Annotated in this window: 25 protein-coding genes; 15 read left to right on the top strand and 10 right to left on the bottom strand. The window is 61.6% G+C overall.

Annotated elements, in window-relative coordinates; all coding sequences use genetic code 11:
• Positions 1-5 precede the first annotated feature (5 nt).
• From CIW50_RS11105 to CIW50_RS11080, 6 genes are all read left to right on the top strand, one after another.
• On the top strand, positions 6-1595 hold the full coding sequence (locus CIW50_RS11105) for a flagellar biosynthesis protein FlgL (protein WP_149531264.1): 1590 nt from the start codon (positions 6-8) through the stop codon (positions 1593-1595).
• Between the two features lie 282 nt (positions 1596-1877).
• Positions 1878-3461 carry a flagellin N-terminal helical domain-containing protein gene (locus CIW50_RS11100; protein ID WP_149531263.1) on the top strand — a complete coding sequence of 528 codons (1584 nt, stop codon included), beginning with the start codon at positions 1878-1880 and terminating at the stop codon, positions 3459-3461.
• 375 nt (positions 3462-3836) lie between these two features.
• The gene (locus tag CIW50_RS11095; protein ID WP_149531262.1) at positions 3837-5435 is read left to right on the top strand and encodes a flagellin N-terminal helical domain-containing protein; all 1599 of its coding nucleotides are present in this window, start codon (positions 3837-3839) and stop codon (positions 5433-5435) included.
• Positions 5436-5697: 262 nt separating this feature from the next.
• Positions 5698-6075, top strand: a complete 378-nt coding sequence (flbT, locus tag CIW50_RS11090) for a flagellar biosynthesis repressor FlbT (RefSeq protein WP_149531261.1) — start codon at positions 5698-5700, stop codon at positions 6073-6075.
• Positions 6076-6078: 3 nt separating this feature from the next.
• Positions 6079-6444: a flagellar biosynthesis regulator FlaF gene (flaF, locus tag CIW50_RS11085; protein ID WP_149531260.1), complete on the top strand. Its 366-nt coding sequence runs from the start codon at positions 6079-6081 to the stop codon at positions 6442-6444.
• A 95-nt stretch (positions 6445-6539) separates the two neighbouring features.
• Positions 6540-6899: a hypothetical protein gene (locus tag CIW50_RS11080; RefSeq protein WP_149531259.1), complete on the top strand. Its 360-nt coding sequence runs from the start codon at positions 6540-6542 to the stop codon at positions 6897-6899.
• 8 nt (positions 6900-6907) lie between these two features.
• Here CIW50_RS11080 and CIW50_RS11075 read toward each other — a convergent pair whose 3' ends face one another.
• The 4 genes from CIW50_RS11075 to CIW50_RS11060 form a co-directional block, all read right to left on the bottom strand.
• Positions 6908-7294: a hypothetical protein gene (locus tag CIW50_RS11075; RefSeq protein WP_149531258.1), complete on the bottom strand. Its 387-nt coding sequence runs from the start codon at positions 7292-7294 to the stop codon at positions 6908-6910.
• A gap of 159 nt (positions 7295-7453) precedes the next feature.
• Positions 7454-7948 (bottom strand): hypothetical protein, encoded by a 495-nt coding sequence (locus CIW50_RS11070; protein WP_149531257.1) that lies wholly within the window; start codon positions 7946-7948, stop codon positions 7454-7456.
• 17 nt (positions 7949-7965) lie between these two features.
• Positions 7966-8313 carry a flagellar assembly peptidoglycan hydrolase FlgJ gene (gene flgJ / locus CIW50_RS11065; protein ID WP_149531256.1) on the bottom strand — a complete coding sequence of 116 codons (348 nt, stop codon included), beginning with the start codon at positions 8311-8313 and terminating at the stop codon, positions 7966-7968.
• Positions 8313-9437 carry a flagellar basal body P-ring protein FlgI gene (locus CIW50_RS11060; RefSeq protein ID WP_149531255.1) on the bottom strand — a complete coding sequence of 375 codons (1125 nt, stop codon included), beginning with the start codon at positions 9435-9437 and terminating at the stop codon, positions 8313-8315. Before CIW50_RS11060 ends, flgJ begins: the two co-directional genes overlap by 1 nt.
• Positions 9438-9764: 327 nt before the next feature.
• Here CIW50_RS11060 and CIW50_RS11055 point away from each other — a divergent pair, with 327 nt between their 5' ends.
• The 4 genes from CIW50_RS11055 (at position 9765) to CIW50_RS11040 (ending at position 12225) form a co-directional block, all read left to right on the top strand.
• Positions 9765-10175, top strand: coding sequence for a flagellar assembly protein FliX (locus CIW50_RS11055; protein WP_149531254.1), 411 nt, complete (start codon positions 9765-9767; stop codon positions 10173-10175).
• A 251-nt stretch (positions 10176-10426) separates the two neighbouring features.
• A complete protein-coding gene (gene dksA / locus CIW50_RS11050; RefSeq protein ID WP_149531253.1) occupies positions 10427-10837 on the top strand; it encodes an RNA polymerase-binding protein DksA in 411 nt (136 codons plus the stop codon).
• A 200-nt stretch (positions 10838-11037) separates the two neighbouring features.
• Positions 11038-11301 (top strand): hypothetical protein, encoded by a 264-nt coding sequence (locus CIW50_RS11045; RefSeq protein ID WP_149531252.1) that lies wholly within the window; start codon positions 11038-11040, stop codon positions 11299-11301.
• Between the two features lie 135 nt (positions 11302-11436).
• On the top strand, positions 11437-12225 hold the full coding sequence (locus tag CIW50_RS11040) for a 2-keto-4-pentenoate hydratase (protein ID WP_149531251.1): 789 nt from the start codon (positions 11437-11439) through the stop codon (positions 12223-12225).
• 129 nt (positions 12226-12354) lie between these two features.
• Here CIW50_RS11040 and flgH read toward each other — a convergent pair whose 3' ends face one another.
• From flgH to flgF, 4 genes are read right to left on the bottom strand one after another with little or no spacing between them, the layout of a single operon-like run.
• Positions 12355-13107 carry a flagellar basal body L-ring protein FlgH gene (gene flgH, locus CIW50_RS11035; RefSeq protein ID WP_149531250.1) on the bottom strand — a complete coding sequence of 251 codons (753 nt, stop codon included), beginning with the start codon at positions 13105-13107 and terminating at the stop codon, positions 12355-12357.
• A gap of 5 nt (positions 13108-13112) precedes the next feature.
• A complete protein-coding gene (gene flgA / locus CIW50_RS11030) occupies positions 13113-14261 on the bottom strand; it encodes a flagellar basal body P-ring formation chaperone FlgA (RefSeq protein WP_502707442.1) in 1149 nt (382 codons plus the stop codon).
• A gap of 11 nt (positions 14262-14272) precedes the next feature.
• A complete protein-coding gene (gene flgG, locus CIW50_RS11025) occupies positions 14273-15061 on the bottom strand; it encodes a flagellar basal-body rod protein FlgG (RefSeq protein ID WP_149531248.1) in 789 nt (262 codons plus the stop codon).
• A gap of 12 nt (positions 15062-15073) precedes the next feature.
• Positions 15074-15838 carry a flagellar basal-body rod protein FlgF gene (gene flgF / locus CIW50_RS11020; protein WP_149531247.1) on the bottom strand — a complete coding sequence of 255 codons (765 nt, stop codon included), beginning with the start codon at positions 15836-15838 and terminating at the stop codon, positions 15074-15076.
• Positions 15839-16200: 362 nt separating this feature from the next.
• Between flgF and fliL the strand changes: the two genes are divergently transcribed.
• The 5 genes from fliL to CIW50_RS10995 all read left to right on the top strand — a co-directional run bounded on the left by fliL (position 16201) and on the right by CIW50_RS10995 (position 22893).
• Complete coding sequence (fliL, locus tag CIW50_RS11015) at positions 16201-16692, top strand: flagellar basal body-associated protein FliL (protein WP_149531246.1); 492 nt, start codon at positions 16201-16203, stop codon at positions 16690-16692.
• A gap of 18 nt (positions 16693-16710) precedes the next feature.
• On the top strand, positions 16711-17910 hold the full coding sequence (gene fliM / locus CIW50_RS11010; RefSeq protein ID WP_410001823.1) for a flagellar motor switch protein FliM: 1200 nt from the start codon (positions 16711-16713) through the stop codon (positions 17908-17910).
• Positions 17907-18344 (top strand): DUF6468 domain-containing protein, encoded by a 438-nt coding sequence (locus CIW50_RS11005; RefSeq protein ID WP_149531245.1) that lies wholly within the window; start codon positions 17907-17909, stop codon positions 18342-18344. Before fliM ends, CIW50_RS11005 begins: the two co-directional genes overlap by 4 nt.
• Positions 18341-19114: a MotE family protein gene (locus CIW50_RS11000; protein ID WP_149531244.1), complete on the top strand. Its 774-nt coding sequence runs from the start codon at positions 18341-18343 to the stop codon at positions 19112-19114. Before CIW50_RS11005 ends, CIW50_RS11000 begins: the two co-directional genes overlap by 4 nt.
• A gap of 98 nt (positions 19115-19212) precedes the next feature.
• Positions 19213-22893 carry a tetratricopeptide repeat protein gene (locus tag CIW50_RS10995; protein WP_149531243.1) on the top strand — a complete coding sequence of 1227 codons (3681 nt, stop codon included), beginning with the start codon at positions 19213-19215 and terminating at the stop codon, positions 22891-22893.
• Between the two features lie 13 nt (positions 22894-22906).
• Here CIW50_RS10995 and fliP read toward each other — a convergent pair whose 3' ends face one another.
• Together fliP and CIW50_RS10985 are read right to left on the bottom strand one after the other, a co-directional pair.
• A complete protein-coding gene (gene fliP, locus CIW50_RS10990) occupies positions 22907-23659 on the bottom strand; it encodes a flagellar type III secretion system pore protein FliP (protein WP_149531242.1) in 753 nt (250 codons plus the stop codon).
• Positions 23656-24717 carry a flagellar biosynthetic protein FliO gene (locus CIW50_RS10985; protein WP_149531241.1) on the bottom strand — a complete coding sequence of 354 codons (1062 nt, stop codon included), beginning with the start codon at positions 24715-24717 and terminating at the stop codon, positions 23656-23658. Before CIW50_RS10985 ends, fliP begins: the two co-directional genes overlap by 4 nt.
• Positions 24718-25029 lie beyond the last annotated feature (312 nt).

The raw sequence follows: 25029 nt of genomic DNA, 5'->3' as shown, positions 1-25029 counted from the left end.
TAATCATGACGATCAGCGGTGTCGGCTCACGCACATCCTATATCGGATCCGGAATTACCAATCTGCGCGATCAGCTCGACGCGCTGACGCAGCAGCTGTCGAGCGGCAAGATTTCCAACACCTATGCAGGGCAGGGCAGCGGTCGCAGTCTCGCGATCGCGCTGCGCGCGCAGATCAGTGGCGTTGCGGCCTATGCCGATACTGCCGTCAATCTGAACACGCGCATTGGCGTCGCAAATCTGTCGCTGCAGCGGCTAGTGGCGATCGGATCGGATGTCAAAGGCGCCGCCGTCAGTGCTGGCAGCAATTTCGACAATACCGGTCAGACGCCGGGGCAGAAGACGGCTTCGCTCGGCTTCTTCGATTCCGTCGATATGCTGAATGCACGGTCGGGTGACCGCTACCTGTTCTCCGGCCGCGCCACCGATACGGCGCCTGTCGCTCCCGCTGACCAGATCATGAATGGCAATGGTGCGCTCGTCGCGGGCCTCAAGCAGGTGATCGCCGAGCGCAAGACGGCCGATCTCGGCGTCAACGCAAACGGGCGCGTTGGAAGCGCAGTCGGAACCCCGGTGACCTCGGTGGTGATCTCCGAAGAGGACGCCACACCGGCACCGCCGGCTACGGCGCAGCCGTTCGGCATGAAGGTCACAGGTGTGTCCACCACGATCGCCGGTGCCACTGTCACCCAGCCGGTTGACTTGCCTGCGACCATCCCGCCTGCGCTGCCCGCGACGCCCGTGCAGAAATCAATGTCGGTCGATCTCGGGGCAACCAATCCGAATGTCGGCGATCAGGTGAAGTTCACTTTCACGATGCCTGACGGGACCACGGAAGACATCGTCCTGACAGCGTCGGATCAGACGCCGCTGCCGGCAGGCAGTTTTGCGATTGGCGCCGACAGCACAGCGACGGCGGCGAACCTCAATACCACGCTCGGCTCCGCGATGAAGGATCTCGCCAACGGGCCGATGGTTGCGGCATCCGCGATCGAGGCTGGCGACAATTTCTTCGATCAGCCGCCGCTGCGCGTCGGCTCGACGCCGCTCGGTTCTGCGACCACGCTCGTCGCCGGCACGGCCGACAATACCGTGATCTGGTATCAGGGCGAGCAGAACACTGCCGCTAACGGCTCGGCCCGCGGATCGGCAGTCTCCCAGATCGATACATCGATCACGGTGCAATATGGCGCGCGTGCCGATGAGCAGGCCCTGCGCGCGCAGCTGCAGACCGTCGCAGTGTTCGCAGCCGTGGCCGTCGATCCGGCACAACTCAGCAATGCGACTTATGCAAAGAGCGCCAATGCGCAGATCGCGGCGCTGAACCAGCGCGTGGCGCAGAACCTGGCGAATATTCCCGGCCAGCAGACAATCCAGGACATCCAGGCCGACTTTGCCGGCGCGCAGGCTTCAATCAAGTCGTCCACGGATCGCCAGGTGCAGACCAAGGCGATGGCCCAAACGATGCTCGACTCCATCGAGGGCATCAATGACGACGAGGTCGCGACCAAAATTCTGGCGCTGCAGACCGCTTTGCAGGCCTCGTATCAGACCACGTCAAATCTTTATCAGATGAGCTTGGTTAAGTTTCTTTAACGGGATGCTTCGTGTTTACAACTTCGCCGGGCTCTCGCTACCTCGCGAAAGTCCGGGAAGCCAACCTTCCAGCTTCACAAAAAGCACTGATAACAAACAACAAAGCCCGACTTTTACGAGTCGGGCTTTGTTGTTTTCGGGGCGGGTGCAGGTAATTAAGCGCACGCACAGAGAGCGTCAAATCCGCACAGTTCCCTTTACGCAATTTTAGAACCTCGGCGTCATCTTCCCTCCGTCGACCAAGAAGGTCGCTCGTTGTGTCTACCAGGAAGGTAACCAAACATGTCCGGCATTACACTCTCGGCTTCCGTTCGTCAGAACCTGCTCTCGCTGCAGTCCACTGCGGACCTCCTCTCCACCACCCAGAACCGCCTCGCGACCGGCAACAAGGTCAACTCGGCGCTCGACAATCCCACCAACTTCTTCACCGCGCAGGGCCTGAACAACCGCGCTGGCGATATCAACAACCTGCTCGATGGTATCGGCAACGGCGTGCAGATTCTGCAGGCTGCCAACACCGGCATCACTTCGCTGCAGAAGCTCGTTGACTCCGCCAAGTCGATCGCTAACCAGGCGCTGCAGGCGACCACGGGCTATTCGACGAAGTCGCAGGCCACTGCGACGATCACCGGCGCCACAGCCGACAATCTGCTCGGCACGCCGGATACTGCTGCGACGCTTACCGGTACTGCCACCGGTACGATCGCTGCTGCGGCTGCCTTGACCGGCGCGACGGGCGGTAGCTTCGCGGCTGGTGACACACTCATCGTCAACGGTACGACGATCAAGGTCACGGCTGCCGGTACGGGCACAGCTGCGTCCACGACCGACGCAGACGGCACCATCAACCTGAACACGACCGCGACCGCTGCAGCGACCACCGACGACCTGACCACCGCGATCAAGACGGCTCTTGGTGGCGGCACCGCTGCCGCAGCGATTGCCGGCAACAAACTCACCCTGACGAACAGCAACGCGACCGGAGACATCGTCCTGGGCGGCACCGCGCTGGCAAAGGTCGGCCTCACAGCCGGAACGACCCATGCAACGAGCTCGCACGCAGGTGAAACACTGACGATCGGTGCCATCGATGGTAGCGCTGCTCAGACGATCAAGTTCGGCACTGGTGCCGGCCAGGTCAACACCCTCGACGACCTCAACAAGGCGTTGGCCAACAGCAACTTGCTGGCTTCGATCGACAAAACGTCCGGCAAGCTGACCATTACTACGAGCAACGACGAAGCGTCCTTCGATTTCACCAAGGGCACGAGCGTTTTCGGTGGTACTGCGGCTGCTTCTGGCAAGCTGTTCGGCGCGGCTCTCTCGCTCAGTGGTCCGGTGGCTGACGTCAATGCGCAGAACGCCCGCGCTGGCCTGGTTGCCCAGTACAACACGGTGATTGATCAGATCAAGACCACCGCGAGCGACTCGTCGTTCAACGGTGTCAACCTGCTCAACGGCGACACGCTGGCTCTCACCTTCAACGAGACCGGCAAGTCGAAGCTGAGCATCACGGGCGTCACCTTCGATCCGGCTGGCCTCGGTCTCGCTTCGCTGACCAAGGGCACCGATTTCCTCGACAACGCCGGTACCAACAAGCTGCTGGCTGGTTTGAACACGGCCAGCTCCACGCTGCGTTCGCAGGCTTCGGCTTTCGGCTCGAACCTGTCGGTCGTGCAGTTGCGCCAGGACTTCTCGAAGAACCTGATCAACGTGCTGCAGACCGGTGCGTCGAGCCTCACGCTCGCCGACACCAACGAGGAAGCGGCCAACAGCCAGGCGCTGTCGACCCGTCAGTCGATCGCCGTCTCCGCGCTGTCGCTGGCCAACCAGTCGCAGCAGGGCGTTCTCCAGCTGCTCCGCTAAACGTCAGCGGACTAGTCGAAACAGAAGACGGCGGGGCAGAAAGCCCCGCCGTCTTTCGTTGTCCGATCGTCGCATAAGGCCCGGAAAGCTCAAGCTTTCCGGGCCTTTGCCGTTTTGGGACAGTTTTACGAAAGCCTTAATCCGCTGTTAACCATATCTTAAATGGTCGTCGGTCATATTCGGCCTGAGTAGGAAGAAGGTAGGCCGAGAATCGGCCGCGTTAATCCGGGCATTGCCGCAAGGCGGACCGAGATTCCTCTTCCAGAAGGGCGTCAAATTTAACCGGCAGCATCGCGGCGAGACGGGTCTCGTCAGATGCACCATGCGCTTGCGCGACCTGAAGGTCGACCGCGCTGGGAACAGGAAGGTTTCCATATGTCAGGCATCGTTCTATCGGCTTCGGTTCGCCAGAACCTGCTGTCGTTGCAGTCGACCGCGGACCTCTTGTCCACGACGCAGAACCGTCTTGCGACTGGCAAGAAGGTCAACACCGCCCTCGACAACCCCACCAATTTCTTCACGGCAGCAGGCCTCGACAGCCGCGCCGGAGACATCAACAGCCTGCTCGATGGCATCGGCAACGGCGTGCAGGTACTGCAGGCGGCCAACACCGGCATCACTTCCTTGCAAAAGCTGGTCGATACCGCGAAATCGATCGCCAACCAGGCGCTGCAAATTCCGGTCGGCTATAACGCCAAGTCGTCGATCACGACGCCGATCAATCCGGGCGCGACCGCGGATAACCTCTTGGGTACATCCGCAAAGACTGACAACACCTTCGTCGGTACCATCGCGAACAACAAGAATGCGGCTGCCATCACGGGCGCCACACTGCTGTCGGGTGGCGCCGCGACCGATTCGATCGCCACCAGCTTCGCAACGAACGACACCATCACCGTCAATGGTCAGAGCCTGACTTTCAGGGCGTCGGGTGCGTCGGGCGCCAACGAAATCAACATCACTGACAGCGTCGCTACGCTGCTGAGCAAGATCGATGCGCTTTCGGGTGGTGCGGGCTCCGCAGTCAATACAGCGGCGCCCATCGGGGCGATCACGCTGCACACGGGTGCGGCTTCCGATCTGTCGATCACGAGCTCGAACACCGCCGCGCTCGCCGGGCTCGGCCTGGGTACGTCGGTGACTCAGGTGCGGACCTCAGGTCCGACCGCCCTGGGTGGCCCGCCGGCGCTGACGCTGACGATCGCCGCAACCAACCCGTCGAGCACCGCGACGAACATCACCTTCGGTACCGCGAGCGGCCAGGTCTCTACCCTGGCGCAGCTCAACGCCGCGCTGGCGCCGAACAACCTGCAGGCCGTCATCGATCCCGCCGGCTTCATGACCATCCAGACGTCCAACGATGCGGCCTCGTCGACCATTGGCGCCATTGGCGGTACGGCCGCGGCAGTCGGCAAGTTGTTCAATGGCCTGGTGCCGAGCACACCGGTTCAGGACTTCGCGTCGCAGACCTCGCGCGCAAATCTCGTCGCGCAGTACAACAACATCATCGACCAGATCACGACCACGTCGCAGGATGCCTCGTTCAACGGCATCAACCTGCTCGGTGGCGATCAGCTCAAGCTGGTGTTCAACGAGACCGGCAAGTCGACGCTCAACATCGCCGGCACAACGCTGACGCCCGCAGGTCTGGGGCTCAGCAAGCTCGCCAAGGGCGCGGACTTCCTCGACAATACTTCGGCCAACAACACGCTGGCTGCGCTCAACATCTCCAGCTCGGTTCTCCGCGCGCAGGCCTCGGCGCTCGGCTCCAACCTGTCGATCGTGCAGATCCGTCAGGAATTCGCCAAGAACCTGATCAACGTGCTGCAGACCGGTTCATCCAATCTGACACTGGCCGACACCAATGAGGAAGCGGCCAACAGCCAGGCGCTGTCGACCCGGCAGTCGATCGCAGTCTCCGCGCTGGCGCTGGCCAACCAGTCGCAGCAGAGCGTGCTCAAGCTGCTCCAGTAAGTTTGACAGCCGTACCAAGATTACCGAACGGCGGGGGAAACTCCGCCGTTCTTCGTTCTCAGGGCATCAATCAGTGGCATTTTGTCGGGGCCGGAGCTTTCCCGGGCCTGAAGGTGTACGCCGCTGAACGCTGGTATTATTCAGATCGCAAGCGTAATTTCAGGGTTCCTGGATAGTGCATGCCCGCCCGAAACGTGGCACCAGATACCGTCGGCTTTTGCATGCCGTCTCACGGGAGCCGGTGAGGGAAAAGGAGAGCTGAATGCCTTTGCGAGTCGAACTGAAGCCGGGTGAGCGAATCATCATCGGTCAAAGCGTGATCACCAATTCTGATACACGCACGGCGTTCCTGATCGATGGCGATGCGCCGATCATGCGTGAAAAGGACATCCTCACGGCGGAGACTGCGACGACGCCGGTCAAGCGCGTCTATCTCTGCGTACAGATGATGTATCTGGAGAATGACATCCCGGCGTATCAGGACCTTTATCTCGGTTTCATCAAGGAACTAATGGAAGCGGTTCCGAGCTTTCGCGAGACAATCGAGGATGTCAGTAAGCTTATTTTAAGCGGCGCGCTTTACAAAGCACTCAAGGAATTGCGTCCGCTAATCAAGCGGGAAGAAGAGTTTTTGAGGTAGCGAATGTCGATCGGTGCTCAAGCCTACGCCCGTACCGCCCAGACGACAGCATCGCCCCGAGATATCGAATCACAAGCTCTTCTCAAGGCGGCACGCAAGCTGCAGGACGTGGTGACCAATTGGGCTCACACGGATGCGGGCCTTGATGAGGCTCTTCTCTTCAACCGCAAGCTCTGGTCCATCTTCGTCGGCGATGCCATCAATGACCAGAATCCGGAATCGATCGAAATCCGGCAGAACATCGCCAATATCGGCATTTTCGTTTTGACGCAGTGCACCGCGATTCAGCAGATCCGCCAGGTCGAACATCTGCAAGCGCTCATCGATATCAACCGCAATATTGCGGCGGGACTGTCCGGCCGCCCGTGAGCCTGAGTGACTCCGTAACGATAGCTTAACGGTCTGAGCGGCCTAATCGCCGGCAGATATGCGCGGTGATTCGGACTGCGCGGTATGAGGCAGCAATGGCAGACGCTCTCAGCATCCTAGCGACAGCCTACAAGACGACGACGCCGGTGACCCCAGGCAAGTATGTGGCCGTGAATGCCGATGCCTATAAGGGCAGCTGGGAAGGCAAGTACGCCAACGGCAAGAAGTTCGAGATCGCGATTTCGCAGGTCGACGGCTTCCGCGCGCAGGTGAAGTATCAGAGCGAGGGGACCGTGAAGTATCAGCAGGTCCTGATCAAGGATAACTCGTTCCGGGTGGGCGACACCAAGTTCCAGATGACGGCCAACAACAAGGCGACGATCAAGAACGTCGTGACCGACGCCGCCACCGGCGGCACCTATCTCGATACGGCCTATGCTACGCGCAACGTCTGATCAGCGCGTTAGATCCTGCGGTCCGTCTCCATACGTCGATCCTGCAGCTTGGCGTCCTGCTTGAGCGTATCCATGGCGCGCAGATAGGCGCGGGAGCGCAGTCGCGATTCCTCGGGGTACTGATCGATCACCTGGTTGGACTTCTTGTCCACAGACACGAACACGATTGCGCCCGCACCCTTGTCGATGATGACTTCCTTCGAGATGCGATCGCTGTCGACCTGCTGATAATTCGCCGCAGAAATGTTCGGCTGCAGCACACGGGGTGCTGCTGACACGGCCTTGTCCGGGGGAAGCTGCGTAGGCACGGCTTCGCGCACCGCTTCCGGCGCGGGTCGTATCACCGGCGTGGCAACCGGTGCCCCCACCGGTTTGATATTGAAGTCGGCACCCATGGCAGCCCTCCTGGCTCCATTCGATAAATCCCGACCCGTTCCCAAACGACATTATGCACCGGACGGCTGAATCCGGTGCTTACATGCGTGCAACGATTTAATTCAAAAGACAGCGATATCGCAGCGCATCAAGCGCCCACGCTGCGACCAACTATACGATCAAAGTGACCGGCTGACGACGATGGGCGTCATGTTGGCCCGGCCGGGCTGGGCCTGGCGACCGCCCGCTGTATAGGTCTGCGGGATATTACGCTTCTGCACCTCGGCATTGACACCGCGGACAATGCCTTCCGAAACCGCATGCGCGGTGGCGAGCACAGTCAGATTGACCTGAAGCATCGCACGGAACACGTCATGGTGCTTGCGCAAGGCCGAGAGCAGGTCGGGCGTCGTCTGCGCGAGATAGGTCTGGCTGATCTTGAGCAGCGAGATCATCGCGATGTAACGACGCGAAATCTCCGCCTTCGGACCTTCGAGCTTGATCGCATCACGGATATTGCCGGCGCGGACCAGCACCGTCTCCTGGTCGATGATGGCGAGCAATTCGTTCATCACCTTCATCAACTCGTCGGCGAGCTGGCGGGCTTCCATCGGTGTTGCGACCGAACGTGGTGCGACGATCGGGGCGGCTTGCTGGCGTTGCGCGTTGTTCATGGCGGTGTCCTCTGCGATCAGCTGGCGCGATTGGCCTGCTGGATGATGAGCGAACGAAAGACTTCGTTGGAGATGCCGACGCCGCCGGCCTTGGCGAACGACCTCGAATATTCGTCTGTCAGCATCGAACGCCATGCGCCGGTGCCAGTCGTGTCGCCAAACGGGCCTTCGCCCTTGATGCCTGATGTCATCTGCGAAAACATCGTGTTGATGAACATCGCCTCGAAGTCTTCAGACTGCTTGCGCGTCTTGGCCTGAGCTTGCGGCGATACTTTCTGCAGTGCATCGATCAGGTTCTGATCGGGGCGGCCATTGATCGTCGGGTGCTTGGCCTGATAGGCCGCGACGGCGGTGTTGACGTTCATCACATCACCTCGATGTCGGCCTGGATGGCACCCGCGGCCTTGATGGCCTGCAGGATGCCGATCAGATCGCGCGGGCCGATGCCGAGGCCGTTGAGGCCGTCGACGAGCTGTTGCAGCGATACGCCGTCCTTCACCAGAGCGAACTTCTTGCCGTCCTCGGTCACGCCGACGCGCGTGCTCGGCGTGACGACGGTGCGCCCGTTGGAGAACGCATTGGGTTGGCTGACGTTGGCGCTCTCCGAAATCGTCACCGTGAGATTGCCTTGCGCCACGGCGACGGTCGCGACGCGGACATCGCGGCCCATCACGATGATGCCGGAGCGCTCGTCGATGATGATCTTGGCGGCCAGATCCGGCTCGACCTGCAGCTGTTCGATCTCGGTGAGCAGCGCGACGACGTTGCCCTTGAACTCCGGCGGGATCGACAGCTGCACGGTGGAAGGATCGATCGGCTCGGCGGTCTTGGAGCCCAGGAAGTCGTTGACGGCGGCAGCAATGCGCTTGGCGGTGGTGAAGTCGGGGTTGCGCAAAGCGAGGCGCACATTGGGCAGGCGGTTCAGCGCAAACTCGATCTCGCGCTCGATGATGGCGCCATTGGCGATGCGGCCAACGGTCGGTACGCCGCGGGTGATGCTGGCGGCAGCGCCTTCGGCGGCAAAACCGTTGATGGCGAGGGAGCCCTGGGCGACGGCGTAGACGTTGCCGTCGGCGCCGAGCAGGGGGGTGACCAGCAGGGTGCCGCCGGTCAGGTTCTTGGCATCGCCGAGCGCCGAGACGGTGACGTCCAGCCGGGTACCCTGGGTGCCGAAAGCGGGCAGGTTGCCGGTGACCATGACCGCGGCGACGTTGCCGGTACGGATGGTCTGGCCGCGGATATTGACGCCCATGCGTTCGAGCATGGCCTGCAGCGACTGCTTGGTGAAAGGAATGTTGTTGAGGGTGTCGCCGGTACCGTTGAGGCCGACAACGAGGCCGTAACCGATGAGCTGGTTCTGCCGCACGCCTTCGATATTGGCGAGATCCTTGATCCGCGACGTCGCATGTGCCGACACCGCCTGCACGAGCAGCACGAGCAGCACCGCAAATGCCGTCTGACAGAATCGGATCGAAGGTAGGCTCGGCATCCTCTGCTCCCCGCTGAGGTCTTCACTGGACCGCTCGCCACTCCCAATGACGACGACCCAGCTCTCATTATGCGAGTGCCGTGCCAGCGGATTTCTATGGATTAAGCTACTGATTTATAATGTGAATAATAAATTCAGGCACGCCGCGTGAGCGGCCTGGCCCCGGCGAATGTGCCGCCTGCGGCAGATTTTGCCGGGCCGTTTACGATTGATTAACCATAAAAGACGACCTTTCCGGACGGAGGTCCGTTTACGCTCGCGATGGTACTGAGCGAACGGCAAGCCGCCGTGGGCCGGGATCGGCCATTACCCTCGCTGGACACGCCGATGCGCATTTACGGACCGAACGGCACCACATTTGGAGCCCCGTCTTCGGGAGCAAAGAAAACCAGTTCGACCGGGTTTTCATTGCCTGACGCAACACCGACCTCCGAGACCAGACCGACCGCAGCGCCACGGGCCGCCAACAGCATCGATGCGCTTCTGGCCATGCAGAGCGTCGAAGATCCCATGGAGCGTCGCAAGCGCTCGGTGAAGCGCGGCCGCGGCGCGCTCGATGTCCTCGATGAACTCAAGATCGGCCTGCTCACGGGCTCGATCAATCCGGCCATGGTGGCGCGGCTGCGCAGCGCGGCCGCCAACCTCAAGGAATCATCAGGCGAACCCGGTCTGGACGCCGTGCTCTCTGAGATCGAGCTGCGGGTCGAAGTTGAGCTGGCCAAGGCTGGCCAGGTCTGATCCGCTCGGAGCGGCTCTGGGGCGGGCCCAGCCCGCGCAAAACGCCGTTTATAGCCCTTCAAATAGCCTTTTGACTAAAGACCGGGGTGGGGCTGTCGTGTGGCTGTAGTAGCCCGGTTCCGGGGTGAAATAGCGCGGTGGACGGCGGTTCCGGAGGTATCCGGACGTTATTGTCTGTCACAAGGCCTAGCTATATAAGCTGCGGCGCGGCCGGTCATTTCCGGCGCCTTGCACGCATAGATGGATTGGCCTTGGACAAGTTGAAAAGCTATCGCCCCTCCGACAAAGAGCCTTTCATGAACGACCGGCAGCGCGACTATTTCCGCGCGAAATTGCTGGCCTGGAAGGAAGAAATCCTCCGCGAATCGAAACTCACCCTGCAGACCCTGCAGGAGGAGAACGTCAATCACCCTGACCTCGCTGACCGGGCGTCGTCGGAAACCGACCGCGCGATCGAACTGCGAGCGCGCGACCGGCAACGCAAGTTGATCTCCAAGATCGATGCTGCGCTGCTGCGCATCGAGGACAATACCTACGGCTATTGCGAGGAGACCGGCGAACCGATCTCGCTGAAGCGGCTTGAAGCCCGCCCGATCGCAACACTCTCCGTGGAAGCCCAGGAGCGCCACGAGAAGCGCGAAAAGGTTTATCGCGACGAATAGTCTTTCAGATACCAAACGGCCGCCCATCGGGCGGCCGTTTTTCATTTCGGAATTCCGAATACGCTACCGCGCACGCAGCGCGATGCGGCATGTCGGGGTCGTTGCACTGCAGCACGACGACATTCTTAAACACGCGAATATGAACGTCATCATTCCTCAATAGGACGTAGGCTTGCCCCAGAAAAACGGGAGGATGAACTATGGCTGCGCCTGCCTCTTATGATCCCGATACAATTGCGCTGATGCGGAATGTTCTGCAGAAGGTCGTCGCAAAGGTGCCTGAGCAGCATCGCACCTCCTGCAATCAGGCAGCCATCGCATCGCGCATTCTCGCGACTGCGGCGCAGGGCCGACGCTCCGAAGACGTCCTGACCACGGAGGCTCTTGCCGAGGTGAGGGAGATCTTCACCGGGCCCGCCGGGATGCGGCGGCTTCATGAAGACTTGACCAGGGTCTTCGGCTGAACTTCAGGACGATTTGTAGTGGTGCGAGCGTCGCTTCGCGGCAGCGACGCTGTGCATGGTTGCCAAGCAGGATGGCGGTCGTTACGCGTTGGTCATATGTCGGCGCGAGCCGTGTGACGAGCGAAGGGACCGCCGATGGAAAAGTACCTCGCGATTGCCAAAATCCTGGCCTACGTCCGCCGCAACCGCGCGCCGCTCACCATATTGCCGGCAGACGCGGTCCCGCATGACGAAGCCGACGGCTATCGCGTGCAGGACGCGCTTCACAATTTGCTTTCCCCCGATTTCGGATTGCAGGTCGGTTACAAGATCGGCTGTACCAGTGCGGTGATGCAGCAGTATCTCGGCATTTCGCATCCTTGCGCCGGCGGACTCTATATGGGCGGTGTTCATGCCACCGGAACGTCGCTGCGCTACAACGACTATGTACATGTGGGCGTGGAGTGTGAAATTGCGGTCCAGCTCGCGAGCGATCTGATGCCATCGGGCGAGCCGTTCACCGCTGATGATGTCGCAACAGCGATCGAAGCTTATCATCCGGCCATCGAGATCGTCGATGATCGTTATGCGGATTGGCGCAGCATGGATGCGCCGACACTGATCGCGGATGATTTCTTTGCGGCAGGATGTGTTCTGGGTGCGCCTGTTGCTCGTGGCAACGCGCCTGATCTTCTGTCAGTGATTGGACGTGCCATCGTCAACGGCACGGAAGTGGGGCGAGGCAACGGCGCCGATGTTCTTGGTCATCCACATCATGCACTGGCCTGGCTTGCCAACCATCTCGCGGCCCGGGACAAGATACTGCGCGCCGGGGACTTCGTACTGACGGGCAGTCTCGTGCAGACAGCATGGCTCAATGTCGGAGATCACGTCCGGATGGAGTTGCTTGGACTGGGCAGTGTCGAGGTGGATTTCAAAAGCTGACGAATGACGCGCGCCGCGTTCGCTTCGGCTCAGAACGACGACGGCCTTCCGCCAGGGGAGCTGGCGGAAGGCCGCGTTGAAACACCTCACCGCGTGGGAGCACGATGAGATGTGGGAGCTCTCCAAGGGTTAGAACGGCAGCAGTACGTCCATTACCTGCTGGCCGTAGCGCGGCTGCTGGACATCCGAGATCTGGCCGCGACCGCCATAGGCGATGCGGGCCTGTGCGATCTTGGCGCTGTCGATGGTGTTGTCGCTCTGAATGTCTTCCGGACGCACGATGCCGGCGACGATCAGTTCGCGGATTTCGTAGTTGACGCGGATTTCCTGCTTGCCTTCGACCACGAGATTACCGTTCGGCAGCAATTGCGTGACCACGGCAGCGACGCTGGTCTGCAACGCTTCCTGCCGCGCCACCGATCCCTTGCCATCGCTCGACGACGATCCGTCAGCCGTCAGCAGACGGCCGGGCAGGACCGAAGCGGCCGAGCCGGTCAGCAGTTTGCTGCCCGCAAAGTCGGTGATCCCCGAATTTTCCGTATTGGTGCGGCTGCGCTGGGTCTCGTTGGCGATGTTGGCCTTGTCGGTGAAGTTCACGGTAACCGTCAGAATGTCACCGATCTGGCGCGCGCGCTGATCCTTGAAGAACGCACGCGATCCGCTGCGCCATAGCGAGTTGGCGTTGTAGGACGCGACTTCCGGTTTAGGCATCGGCATCTGCACCGGCTTGTAGCCGGGCTGTGTCGTCGGATTCTCGATCGCCGTGAGCGCAGGCTTCTCGCCGATGGAGGCGAGGCGGTCGATCGACGAGCAGCCACTGGCAGCAAGGCCGACCGCCAGAAGTGCAGCACCAGTGACGAAGGGACGATTGAACTGGAACATCAACTTTACTCAGCTTTTCGAGAAACAGGCACATGGTCGTTGGCAGCGAGAGCGACGGGAGAGGTGGCAGCGGGAGAGTCGACCAGGGGAGGTCTGGCCTGGGAGATTTTTTCGGAGGAGGGAGACTCACGGGTTGGGACAGGAGTTGGTGCGGGAGCTCCGACTTGCGCGGGGAGGCGCGGCGTCGGAGCGGAAACGGCGACCTGGCCGCGGCCGACGATGACACCTGAGACGGTGCGCTTGGACTGCAGGTTGATCACGTTGACGACGTCGCCTTCGGTGCCGCCTTCGATGGCCTTGCCCCGCAGCGTGAGATAAAGCCCCGAGGTTTCGTAGATCAGCGTCACCGCCTGATCGCGGGTGACTAGGTCAGGCTTGGCGAGGTCGGCATTGCGGATTGCCTGACCGGCACGCAGTTGGCGGCGGCTCTGCATGCCCACGGCGCGGTCCCGCGTGGCGCCATCGTTACCGACTTCGGCTTTCGGGCGGCGCTCGATGACAACATCGGAAGATTTCAGCACTTCATTGCGTTCGACGCCGCGGACCAGCACCGTCGCTTCCACGGTCTCGACGGCACTGCCGGTGAAGCGCAGCTTGGTGGCAGACACGTTGGAGTCGTTGCCGATCGCAAAGGTGACGTCGAAACGGCCGCTGCGCGCATCGAACCGGGCCGCGATGGGCTGCAACGCACCGGTGTTGCTGGCGTCGAGCTGCAGGCCCTGGACTTCACGATCGAAAGTGAGGCTGAGATTGACGGCAGCGCCAAGGCCGTGACGGTTCTCCAGCGCCTGCGCTACCTGGCTCTCGATATCCTTGCTGTCGATGCTGCGTGACAGCCGCGTCACGGTGATGGATTTGAGCTCGCGCGTATCGACGCCGATCACCTGATGCTGGCGCAGCGCGGCGATCACCTGCGCGGTCGATAGCGTGCCGACGGTGCCAAGGTCGGGCGCGCGATAGATCGCGATCTGCGCGGCGGGGCCGGCATTGTCGATGACATCGCCAATCCTCACCACGTCGCTGGACACTGTGATATTGGCGCGCAGCATCGGCGATGCGATGACCTCGTCGCGCTGCGCCTGGCCGAGCGCAGCGGTGGCCGCTGCCGCGAGCAGGGCGGTGGCGAGAAGAAGCGAGCGCATGGCTGATGTCATGATCATTCTCCTCAGCGGAACATGCCGGCGGTGGACTGCAGCATCTGGTCGGCGGCACTGATGACCTTGGCGTTCATCTCATAGGCGCGCTGTGCGGCGATCAGGTCCGAGATTTCGGTGACGACTTCGACATTGGCCATTTCGAGGTTGCGCTGCTGCATGTCGCCGAAGCCGTCGGCATTGGCGACGCCGTCCTGTGGTGGGCCGGAGGCCGGTGTTTCGGTGAACAGGTTATCGCCGATCGAATTGAGGCCGGCCTTGTTGATGAAGCGGGTGAGGTTGATCTGTCCGAGGACGGTCGGGGTCGTCGAGCCCGGTACAATGACCGAGACCTGGCCCTGCGCGTTGATCGAGAGTTGCGACGATGCCTGGGGAATCGAGATCGTTGGCTGCAGCAGGTTGCCTTGCGCGTTGACGATGCGGCCCTGCTGGTCAGTGGAAAACGTACCATCGCGGGTATAGGCGAAGGTGCCATCGGTGAGCTGGATCTTGAAGAAGCCTTCGCCGCGGACGGCGATATCGAGATCGCCGCCGGTCGCCGACAGCGTGCCTTGGGTCATCATGCGCGGAGTACCGACGGTCTTCACGCCGCCGCCGATGTCGACGCCGACTGGAATGACTGTGCCCTGATCCGATGCCTGCGCGCCGACGCGGCGCACGTGATCGTAGATGAGGTCCTGGAACGCCGCCCGCTGCTTCTTGAAGCCGGTCGTGCGCATATTGGCGATATTGTTCGAGATGACCTGGACGTTGAGTTCCTGGGCTGCCATCCCGGTCGCTGCAGTGTAAAGAGCGCGCATGGGTCAGATTCCTTAAGCCGGAACGTCGGCAAGTTTTTCGATGGCGGAGCGTCGCGCGTCACCTTGCGACTGCAGCATGTTGGACAGTTCGGTATAGGCGCGGGTGACGTCGATCATCCGGGTCATTTCGACGACTGAGCTGACGTTCGACTTTTCGATGAAGCCCTGATTGAGCTTCGACGTGGTGGATGGCTGCGGATTGGCGCCAGGGGCGGCTGAGAACAGGTTGGAGCCTTCCTTCACCAGTCGCTGGGGCTGCGCGAAGTTGACCATGCGAATCTTGCCACGCACCGAGTCGATACGGTTGATGCCTTCAAGTACCGTGACGGTGCCGTCCTGCGAGATGTTGATGTCGTGGTCGGTCTGCTGGAACACGATCGGGCCGTTGGCGCCGAGGACGGGCAAGCCCGACGCTGTCACGAGCTGGCCTTGCGGATTGATCTGCATGCCGCCGTCGCGGGTGTAGCGCTCGCCGGCCGGGGTCTGCACCGCGAAGAATGCGTTGCCGTCGATGGCGACATCCAGCGGATTCTTGGTCTGCTCGGTCGCGCCGCCGGTGAAATCATGCATCGTGGCGCGGTCCTGCACGAAGGACACGCGGCGGTCGCGACCGACGAAGTTGTCTTCGCGCGCGCCCGGGCTCAGATATTCCTCGAAAATCGTCCGCTCGGCCTTGAAGCCCGAGGTGTTGATGTTCGCAATGTTGTTCGCCACGACGTCCATTTGCCGCCGGAGCGTCATCTGCCGCGACAGTCCGACGAGAAGCATATTCTCCATCGGTGGTTCTCCCCTAAGTTCCCGCGGTTCGCTCTCCCAAGCTCGCCGTGGATCCCGTAAACCGCACAGCTCTCCCAAGCCGCGGTTCGCAAACTTAGTAGCGAAAGTCGTGCCAAGCCAAAAAGGTGATATTTTTCAATTTATTGGTAGTTTTTGAGGCGCGAAAGCGGGCGGCAGAAAGGTCTTGTTGACCATATTTGCCGGCAGAATTTTCCTAGTTGAGCGTCAAAAGAAAGATTCCGTTAACCATTGCGACCTAGCGTCACAATCACACAGGGCCTTGGGCGCTGGCAGCATTTGTATCGCGTCTTTAAAGCCTGCTTTGCAGCATCGAGCTCATCCCAACCCCGGACGGGCAGGCGATGGCGGATACGGAAACTTCAGAAAACACCCCGGCCGGGGACGAGGCGACAGCTCCCAAGAGCAAATTCAAGCTGATTGCAATCGTTGTGGGCGTGCTGGTGCTTGCAGCGGGTGGTGGCGGCTGGTTCTTCCTGAAGGGACACCCCAAGGAAGAGAAGAAAGAGGCGGCACCGGCTGCGAAGCCGCTCGCCTTCATCGATGTGCCGGAGATCCTGGTGAATCTTGCCGGTCAGCCCGGCGAGCGCGTGCAATATCTCAAGGCCAAGATCGTGCTCGAGGTGAAGGAAGCGCCGTTGGTGGCGCAGATTACGCCGTCGATGCCGCGCATCACCGACATGTTCCAGGTTTATCTCCGCGAACTGCGCTCGACCGATCTGAACGGCTCCGTTGGCATGTTCCGGCTGAAGGAAGAGTTGACGCGGCGCGTCAATGCCGCGATCTCGCCTCATCACGTAAACGCTGTGCTGTTCAAGGAAATCCTCATTCAGTGAGGAATTGGATTTAGGCTGATGTCTACCGAGCAGGTCGATCAGGACGCAATTGCCGCCGAATGGGAAGCTTCTCTGGATTCAGAGGATCCCGTTGAGGCAGCGAAAGCGGCTGCCGAAAACGAACTCACCGGCACTATGGCGGAGCAATGGGCCGCCATGGTCGAGGACGGCGGTCGCGATATCGGCGGCGGCAAGAACGGTGGCGAGCGCGTTCTCTCGCAGGAAGAAATCGACAACCTCCTCGGCTTCAGCGTCAACGAGGTCCATCTCGACGAGAACTCCGGCATTCGCGCCATCATCGATTCCTCGATGGTGTCGTATGAGCGTCTGCCGATGCTCGAAATCGTGTTCGACCGTCTGGTGCGGTTGATGACCACGAGCCTGCGCAATTTCACCTCCGACAACGTCGAAGTCTCGCTCGATCGCATCACTTCGGTGCGCTTCGGCGATTATATGAATTCGATTCCGCTGCCTGCCGTGCTATGCGTGTTCAAGGCAGAAGAGTGGGAGAATTTTGGTCTCGCCACCGTCGATTCCAGCCTGATCTATTCGATGATCGACGTGCTGCTCGGCGGCCGCCGTGGTCAGGCCTCGTTGCGCATCGAGGGCCGTCCCTACACCACCATCGAAACCAATCTGGTGAAGCGTCTGATCGAAGTTGTGCTGGCCGATGCCGAGCAGGCATTCCGACCACTGTCTCCCGTGGCCTTCACCATCGACCGGCTTGAGACCAATCCGCGCTTCGCCGCCATCAGCCGTCCGGCCAACGCCGCCATCCTGGTGCGTCTGCACATCGACATGGAAGACCGTGGCGGCAATATCGAATTGCTGCTGCCCTATGCGACGATCGAACCGATCCGCGCCGTGCTCATGCAGATGTTCATGGGCGAAAAATTCGGCCGTGATCCGATCTGGGAAAGCCATCTCGCCACTGAAATTGCTCAGGCCGAGATTGCCGTCGACGCCGTGCTGTATGAGGCGGAGATTCCGTTGAAGCAGCTGATGCTTCTCAAAGTGGGCGATACGCTGCCGCTGGAAATGCGGGCGGATGCCCTTGTTGCCGTGCGTTGCGGAGCCGTCACCTTGACTGAAGGTCGCATGGGCCGTGTCGGCGATCGCGTTGCCATTCGAGTCACGAAACAATTACGCAAGCCTAACACAACCTTCGCCATGTTTGAGAAGGCTGATGAGCAAACCAAATTGATGGAGGCACAATGAGTCATTCATTAGGAATTGTGATCGAGAGCCTGGTTGCGGTGCTTCTGATCCTGACCATAGCCTATTGCATGTTGCTCAATAAGCGCCTGAAGCGCCTCAAGGCGGACGAGCAATCGTTGAAGGCCACGATCGGCGAGCTCATCACCGTGACCGAGATCGCCGAGCGTGCGATCGGCGGACTGAAGCACACCGTGCGCGACGTCAACGAGAATCTCGGTAGCCAGATTTCGGCGGCAACGGCGCTGGCCGATCAACTGAAGGCGCAGCTCGCCGAGAGCGACGCCGTCGTGCGCCGGCTGTCGAAGATTGCGGTGGCGGCACGGCCGCTCACCGAAACCGACGCTGATGCACCGCGGGTGTCCGCAGCGCGGGCCAATGCCGCGGCAGCGCAGGCGTTCGCCGAACGGAGGAGGCCTGACGGCATCGCTGCATGAAAGCTTTTCGGGACGTTCGTATTCTTCCTGTCGTCTTGGTGGCGGTTTTCGGGCTGGCGATTCTCAAGATCGCCGGCCTGGTGATCGATGGCGGCTACGTGTTCAACTACGATCCGCAACCGCAGGTGCAGGCGAAAGGATCGTGGGCGCAGGAGATGTTCAACTTCCCGGGCGGCAAGCCCGCAGATGGCGACATTACCGGGTCCGTATCTGCCAAGAAGGAAGAGCCGAAGCCTACGGTGGCAGCGCCTGCAGCGATCGAGCCGACCAGCAATCCGCCTGTCGAATTGTCGCCTCAAATCTCGCCCGCTGAACGCGCGATCCTCGAACGGCTGCAAGCGCGTCGGCAGGAGCTGGAAACGCGTGCCCGCGAGATCGACATTCGCGAAAGCCTGCTGAAGGCGGCCGAGAAGCGCATCGAAACCCGCGTCGATGAATTGAAGGGTGTCGAAGCCGGTATCAAGACGGCGAGCGACCAGAAGAGCGAAGTCGATGCCGCCCGCTTCAAGGGCATCGTCACCATGTATGAAAGCATGAAGCCGAAGGACGCGGCGAAGATCTTCGACCGGTTAGAAATGCCGGTGTTGTTCGAGATCGCCTCGCAGATCGCGCCACGGAAAATGTCCGACATTCTCGGTTTGATGCAGCCGGAGGCCGCTGAACGCCTTACCGTCGAACTGGCGCGCCGCGCCTCGGGCGGCGAGCGCTCTGCCGCGGCGGTGGAGCTGCCCAAGATCGAAGGCAGGCCGATCCAGCAGGGCCGGAATTAAAGAAATTAATTAACAAATCCTTAGAGCGCGGAATCTAGATTCGACATAGGGCGGACGACTGGTCGTCCTTCGAGCATCGGGCTGAGAGACATTTCTGAATGGCACGGACGGCTGCCGTTGCATGTTGGACGCAAGCTCGCGCATGGACGCGGGCCGTTCGACGTTGCGCGGGCCTGGCCGCCATTGTCTGTCTTGCGTTGTCGTTTCCGGACTCTGCTTCTGCGCAAGCGGTGAGGGGCACCGCCAGCATGGGCACGTCGGGCGGCTATGGCCGCATCGTGCTGAAGCTTGCCGAGGACGTCGAGTCGGAGGTGACGCAAGCCGGCACCATTCTCGTCATTCGCTTCAAGCGGCCGGTCGATATTCCTGTCGAGATTCTCGGCGACGCCGCCCCCGACTATATCGGCTCCGCACGCCGCGATCCCGATGGCACGGCGATCCGTCTCGCTTTGTCACGCAGGGTGACCGTCAATTCGATGACGGCGGGCGAACGCATCTTCATCGATCTGTTGCCCGATACCTGGAAAGGCATGCCGCCCGGTCTGCCGCAGGACGTGGTCAAGGAATTGTCGGAGCGTGCGCGTGCGGCAGAGCGCGCCTTGCGCCAGCAACGCGCTGCCGCGGAAAGCCAGAAGAAGCCGCCGATCCGCGTGCGCGCATCCGTGCAGCCGACCTTCGTGCGCTTCGTGTTCGAGACCGGCGGCGTCGGTGTGTCGTCGGTGCTGAACGAAAAGACGCTGACACTGACCTTCAACGCCGGTCTGGTGTTCGATCTCGCCGATGCCAAACTGTCCGCGCCCGCCAATGTCGCGTCGATTGGTCAGGCGATGGACGGCAACCGGACCGCCGTCGAGATCGGCTTGATCGGCGACGTCGATGTGAAGTCGTTCCGCGAGGACAAGAGCTATGTCGTCGATATCGGCTTCCAGCAGAACGAGAAGCCGTCGCCGCTGGCCAAGCTGCCGGTCGCCGTTCCCGCGGACGAGAAGCCGCCGGTCGCGGCGAAGCCTCCTGAGGTCGAGAAGCCTGCCAGCGTCCCGGCACAGCGCTCCGGCGAGATCGTTCCGCCGAGCTCCGAGACGATCGCGAAAGAGATCGTTTCGGAGAAGAAAGTCGAGGTTGCGACGGCTGCACCGGCAGCGCCCGTCGCGGCAGCGAAGCCGGAAGAGCCAAGGCCCGAGGCGGCCAAGATCGCTGAATCACCCAAGCCTGCGCCGGCAGCCGAGCCTGTTGTCGTAGCTCCTGCGAAAGAAACACCGCCGCCAGCGCCTGTCGTTGCGGCGGCCCCTGCTGCAGCACCCGTTGCTGCTGTGCTGACCGAACCGGCGGGCATGCCGGTTGAGGTCAAGCGCAGCAGCGACGGTGTGCGCATAGCCTTTGCCTTTCCATCGCCAACGCCGGTCGCCCTGTTTCGCCGCGGCGATATCCTGTGGCTGGTGGCAGATTCGACGCGGCCCATCGACACCGCGCCGATCCGCCGCGATAGCGGATCGATCATTGCCGATGTGAGCACGATCCCGCTGGAGAAGGGGCAGGCGATCCGCATCCGCCTCAATCGCCCGCAATTGGCCTCTCTCACGACCGACGATCCCGCTGGCGCAGGACAGGCCTGGTCGCTGATGCTCGCTGACACTCGGCAGACACCGTCGCAGCCATTGTCCGCGGTGCGTAATATTGCCGATCCATCGCGCGCCAGCGTGCAGGTGCCATTGGCCAAACCGGGCCTCAAGCATCGCCTGGTCGATCCGGATGCCGGCGATACGCTCAACATCATCACTGCGTTGCCGCCATCGCGCGGGTTCATCCGCCGCCAGGACTTTGTCGAATTCTCGTTGCTGGAATCCATCCACGGCGTGGTGGTTCAGATGAACTCCGACGACGTGTCCGTTGAAGCCAGTATAGACAAGGTGATGCTCACCAAGCCCGGTGGTCTGACGTTGTCCGCTGCCGATGCAGCGCCGCAGCGGGCCTCGACGGTGGCGCGGCCAATCTTCGATGTCGGCCAGTGGCGCAAGGATCAGGAAGGTCCATTCAACGCGCGCTTCGACGAGTTGATTAACGCGATGTCATCGGCCGAAGCCAGTTCGCTGCCGCAGGCGCGGATGGATTTGGCTAAATTCTACATGGCGCGCGGTATGTATCACGAGGCCAAGGGCGTCGCCGATCTCGCGATCTCGGACACCAAGGTCGGTGAGGAAAGTCCTGTCGCGCTGATCGTGCATGCGGTGGCCAGCGCGATGATGGGGCGTCCCGAACAGACCCTGAAGGATATCGCCAATCCGGTGCTCGGGCCGGGTTACGATGGCGAATTGTGGAAGGCGCTCGCCTACGCCAAACAGGAAAAATGGGTCGAGGCGCGCGAGCGTTTCAAGAATGCCGAATTCACGCTCGCCGCACTGCCGGCAGATCTGCAGCGCGCGGCCTTGATGCTGGCACTGCGGGCTTCGCTCGAAGTGAAGGACTATGCCGGCGCGTCGTCGCGCGGCAGCGAACTCGAAACGGTCGGCATCTCGCCGGAGATCAAGCCCGCGGCCATGCTGCTCAGCGGCTGGCTCGACGAGGCGCTCGGCCGCGAGAAGGATGCGCTATCGAAATATCAGGATGTCACCGGTTCAGTGGATCGTCAGTCGGCCGCGGAGGCCAAACTGCGCGAAATCAATTTGCGCCAAAAGCGCAACGAGATCAGCAACGACGATGCGTTGCATGATCTCGAAGTTCTCGCAGTGACATGGCGCGGCGACGGTACGGAAGTGCAGGTGCTGCAGATCCTGTCACGTATGTATGCCGAACTCGGCCGCTACAATGACTCGCTGCTGGCCGCCCGTACGGCCACCGAACGTCAGGCCAACAGCGAAGCTGCACGCCAGGTGCAGGACGAGGCGCAAGCGCTGTTCTCGCAGATCTATCTGTCGCCAAAGGGTGACAGCCTGCCGCCGGTCGATGCACTGGCGATGTTCTACGAGTTTCGCGAGCTGACGCCGATCGGCCGCCGCGGTGACGAGATGATCCGCCGTCTTGCAGATCGTCTCGTAGCTGTCGATTTGCTCGATCAGGCCGCCGAGCTTCTGCAGTATCAGGTCGATCATCGTCTCGAGGGCGCTGCACGCTCGCAGGTCGCTGCACGTCTGGCGATGGTTTATCTGATGGCCCGTAAGCCCGATCGCGCCATTGCCGCATTGCGCACCACGCGGATCGCGGATCTCAATGGCGAATTGCGCCAGCAGCGGCTGCTGCTCGAGGCGCGGGCGCAGAGTGACATCGGCCGCCGTGAACTGGCGCTCGACATCATCTCTCATGTCAGCGGGCGCGAAGCGATCCGGCTCCGCTCGGATATCTATTGGTCGTCGCGACGCTGGCGCGAAGCCTCCGAACAGATCGAACTCTATTACGGCGACCGCTGGCGGGATTTCTCGCCGCTGACGCCGAGCGAAAAGAGCGACGTCATCCGTGCTGTCGTGGGCTATGCGCTGGCGGAAGACGCCCTCGGTCTCGCGCGCTTCCGCGAAAAGTATGCGCCGCTGATGAATGTCGGCGCCGACAAGGTCGCCTTCGACACCGCGAGCAAGCCGACCTCGACCAATTCATCGGAATTCGCCGCCATTGCAAAGATGGCGGCGTCCGTCGATACGCTTGACGGCTTCCTGCGCGAGATGAAGACGCGCTTCCCCGAAAGCAGCGCAAAGGCGATCCTGCCCGGTGCCAGTGCCGATCCGATGCCGACCGGCTCGCTGAAGCCGCAGCCGGTGGTCAACGTGCGCAAGATCGAGATGACGCGTTAGAGGACAAGCCTCGCTACTGTCCGTAACTTTGCACCAGACTGCCAGCGACCAGCGACCAGCCATCCACCAACACGAAGAAGATCAGCTTGAATGGTAGTGATACCACCGCCGGTGGCAGCATCATCATGCCCATCGCCATCAAGACCGAGGCGACAACGAGGTCGATGATCAGGAATGGCAGGAACAGCAGGAAGCCGATTTCGAAGGCGCGCTTCAGCTCCGAGATCATGAAGGCCGGCACGAGGATCCGCAGCGACATGTCCTCGGGTGTTGCCGGCACCGGTTCACCTGACAGATCCATGAACAGCTTGAGATCCTTCTCGCGCACGTTCTTCTGCATGAAGCCGCGCAGCGGAATCGATGCGCGCACCAAGGCCTGTTCGACGGTGATGTCGTTGGAGATCAGCGGCTTGATACCGTCGTCATAGGACCGTTGCAGCACTGGCCCCATCACGAACGCGGTGAGGAACATCGCCAGTGCGATGATCACCGAGTTCGGCGGAGCCGTCGCTGTACCCAATGCGGTTCGCAGCAGCGACAGCACGACCACGATGCGTGTGAACGACGTCATCATGATCAGGATTGACGGTGCGATCGACAGCACCGTCAACAACGCGATCATCTGCACCGCGCGCTCGGTGACGCCGCCACCACCGCCGCCGAGATTGATGCTGATGTCCTGCGCCATCGCGGGACCTGCGAAGGTCCCGGCGGCGATCAGCACAGAAAGGAAAAATACTCTACGCGGGAGGTTCGCCGAACTCACGAACTGGACTTCGGCCGTCCCAGCAGGGAGGCCATCTCGTCTTCGAGATTCTCGAAACCCGATTTGACCGGCGGGGCGACCGGCGGCGCCTCGGCACGTGTAGGGCTGGCGATCGAGACTTCCGGCGTCCGCGAAGCGGGACGGATCGAGGGTGCCTCGGGTGCCACCGACGGAGCGCCGACCCGGGGCTCAGGCGCATCCTGGCGGGTTTCACCGGCAGGGCGGCGCAAGGCTGCTTCGAGGCGTTGCGCCATGTCGGCGAGGTTCTGATCGGCAGACGACACGGCGGCTGCTGCCGGAGCGGGCGCTGGGACCGGTGCAGGTGGCGTGATGACCGGGGCGGCGACAACCGGAGCAGGCGGTGTCGGAGTGGCAGCAGCACGGTCGGGCGTGCGGGGCTGCGGCATGGTGCGGATCGGAGGATCGGCGCGCATCGGACGCGGCATCATCGGCTCGCTGCGCGGCGTCTCAGCGCGTGGCATTTCACTTCGCGGAATCGGCCGCTGCGGAAAAAGCTCGTTGCGTGGTGCCGGTTCAGGGCGCGGCGCGGGTTCCGGGGCGAGGCTAGCCACCGGATCGGGACGACGCTCTGGTAAAGGTGCGACCGGACGGCGTGGCTCTTCGATAAAGGAGGGGCGTGCGGGACGCGGCGCCGGCTCCGGCACATGCGGTTCGGAATCGAAGCCGGAGTCGTTGCTTTCTGCCCAGCTCGGGGTTTCAGGCAGGGACGGGCCACGGCTTGCCGCATCGGCGGCGAGGCCGCCGCGCTGCGGGGCTTGCTCGCGGCCGGGCATGGCGCGGACGATATTGGGCTCGACGACAATGTCCGACGGGCCACCGATCATGAGCAGGTGTTCGACATTGTCGCGGCGGACCAGCACCAGGCGGCGGCGGCCGTCCACGGCGGCGGCGTCGATCACCGCGAGCCGCGGCAAGCGCCCGCGGCTGGTGTTGCCGCCCAGCCGGTTGCCGGCGAAACGGCGCACCAGCCAAGCGGTAAGCCCGATCAGCGCCAGCACAACGACGAAGGCCAGAATGAATTGCACCGATGATTGCATTATAAAGTCCCCAGCCAGACAGGGTGGCTGCAACGTCCACATCCAAAGCTGCAGGTGTCATAACCCAGCACGCACCGGATGCAGCGTGAATCACGCCCCATCTGTTAACGCCCCACGGCAGAACCTGCCATTGGTTAATAATAAACTATGAATCGCTGCAGCCAAAACGACTTCTGTCGCCCCGTCGTGTGGCCGATGGGCATGGTTAATCGGCCAATTCGGGCGAAAAAGCGATGACGCTCGCAAAAAGCGTCAATTTTGCAGCATTCATTTACGGTTCGGTAACAACTGCCACCGGAAATTAACTTCGTA

The organism is Tardiphaga sp. P9-11 (genome assembly GCF_008329525.1).
Taxonomy (GTDB): Bacteria; Pseudomonadota; Alphaproteobacteria; order Rhizobiales; family Xanthobacteraceae; genus Tardiphaga.
The sequence above is the reverse complement of the archived record's forward strand: the minus strand, read 5'-3'. Positions and strand labels throughout refer to the sequence as shown.

Coding starts and splice junctions, on each gene's coding strand:
- CIW50_RS10995 (WP_149531243.1), top strand. CDS start 19,213: ATGGCACGGACGGCTGCCGTTGCATGTTGGACGCAAGCTCGCGCATGG.
- CIW50_RS11100 (WP_149531263.1), top strand. CDS start 1,878: ATGTCCGGCATTACACTCTCGGCTTCCGTTCGTCAGAACCTGCTCTCG.
- flbT (WP_149531261.1), top strand. CDS start 5,698: ATGCCTTTGCGAGTCGAACTGAAGCCGGGTGAGCGAATCATCATCGGT.
- CIW50_RS11055 (WP_149531254.1), top strand. CDS start 9,765: ATGCGCATTTACGGACCGAACGGCACCACATTTGGAGCCCCGTCTTCG.
- flaF (WP_149531260.1), top strand. CDS start 6,079: ATGTCGATCGGTGCTCAAGCCTACGCCCGTACCGCCCAGACGACAGCA.
- CIW50_RS11045 (WP_149531252.1), top strand. CDS start 11,038: ATGGCTGCGCCTGCCTCTTATGATCCCGATACAATTGCGCTGATGCGG.
- CIW50_RS11040 (WP_149531251.1), top strand. CDS start 11,437: ATGGAAAAGTACCTCGCGATTGCCAAAATCCTGGCCTACGTCCGCCGC.
- CIW50_RS11105 (WP_149531264.1), top strand. CDS start 6: ATGACGATCAGCGGTGTCGGCTCACGCACATCCTATATCGGATCCGGA.
- flgA (WP_502707442.1), bottom strand. CDS start 14,261: ATGACATCAGCCATGCGCTCGCTTCTTCTCGCCACCGCCCTGCTCGCG.
- CIW50_RS11060 (WP_149531255.1), bottom strand. CDS start 9,437: ATGCCGAGCCTACCTTCGATCCGATTCTGTCAGACGGCATTTGCGGTG.
- CIW50_RS11000 (WP_149531244.1), top strand. CDS start 18,341: ATGAAAGCTTTTCGGGACGTTCGTATTCTTCCTGTCGTCTTGGTGGCG.
- CIW50_RS11080 (WP_149531259.1), top strand. CDS start 6,540: ATGGCAGACGCTCTCAGCATCCTAGCGACAGCCTACAAGACGACGACG.
- flgJ (WP_149531256.1), bottom strand. CDS start 8,313: ATGAACGTCAACACCGCCGTCGCGGCCTATCAGGCCAAGCACCCGACG.
- flgF (WP_149531247.1), bottom strand. CDS start 15,838: ATGGAGAATATGCTTCTCGTCGGACTGTCGCGGCAGATGACGCTCCGG.
- CIW50_RS10985 (WP_149531241.1), bottom strand. CDS start 24,717: ATGCAATCATCGGTGCAATTCATTCTGGCCTTCGTCGTTGTGCTGGCG.
- CIW50_RS11075 (WP_149531258.1), bottom strand. CDS start 7,294: ATGGGTGCCGACTTCAATATCAAACCGGTGGGGGCACCGGTTGCCACG.
- CIW50_RS11070 (WP_149531257.1), bottom strand. CDS start 7,948: ATGAACAACGCGCAACGCCAGCAAGCCGCCCCGATCGTCGCACCACGT.
- CIW50_RS11005 (WP_149531245.1), top strand. CDS start 17,907: ATGAGTCATTCATTAGGAATTGTGATCGAGAGCCTGGTTGCGGTGCTT.
- flgG (WP_149531248.1), bottom strand. CDS start 15,061: ATGCGCGCTCTTTACACTGCAGCGACCGGGATGGCAGCCCAGGAACTC.
- flgH (WP_149531250.1), bottom strand. CDS start 13,107: ATGTTCCAGTTCAATCGTCCCTTCGTCACTGGTGCTGCACTTCTGGCG.
- fliM (WP_410001823.1), top strand. CDS start 16,711: ATGTCTACCGAGCAGGTCGATCAGGACGCAATTGCCGCCGAATGGGAA.
- fliL (WP_149531246.1), top strand. CDS start 16,201: ATGGCGGATACGGAAACTTCAGAAAACACCCCGGCCGGGGACGAGGCG.
- CIW50_RS11095 (WP_149531262.1), top strand. CDS start 3,837: ATGTCAGGCATCGTTCTATCGGCTTCGGTTCGCCAGAACCTGCTGTCG.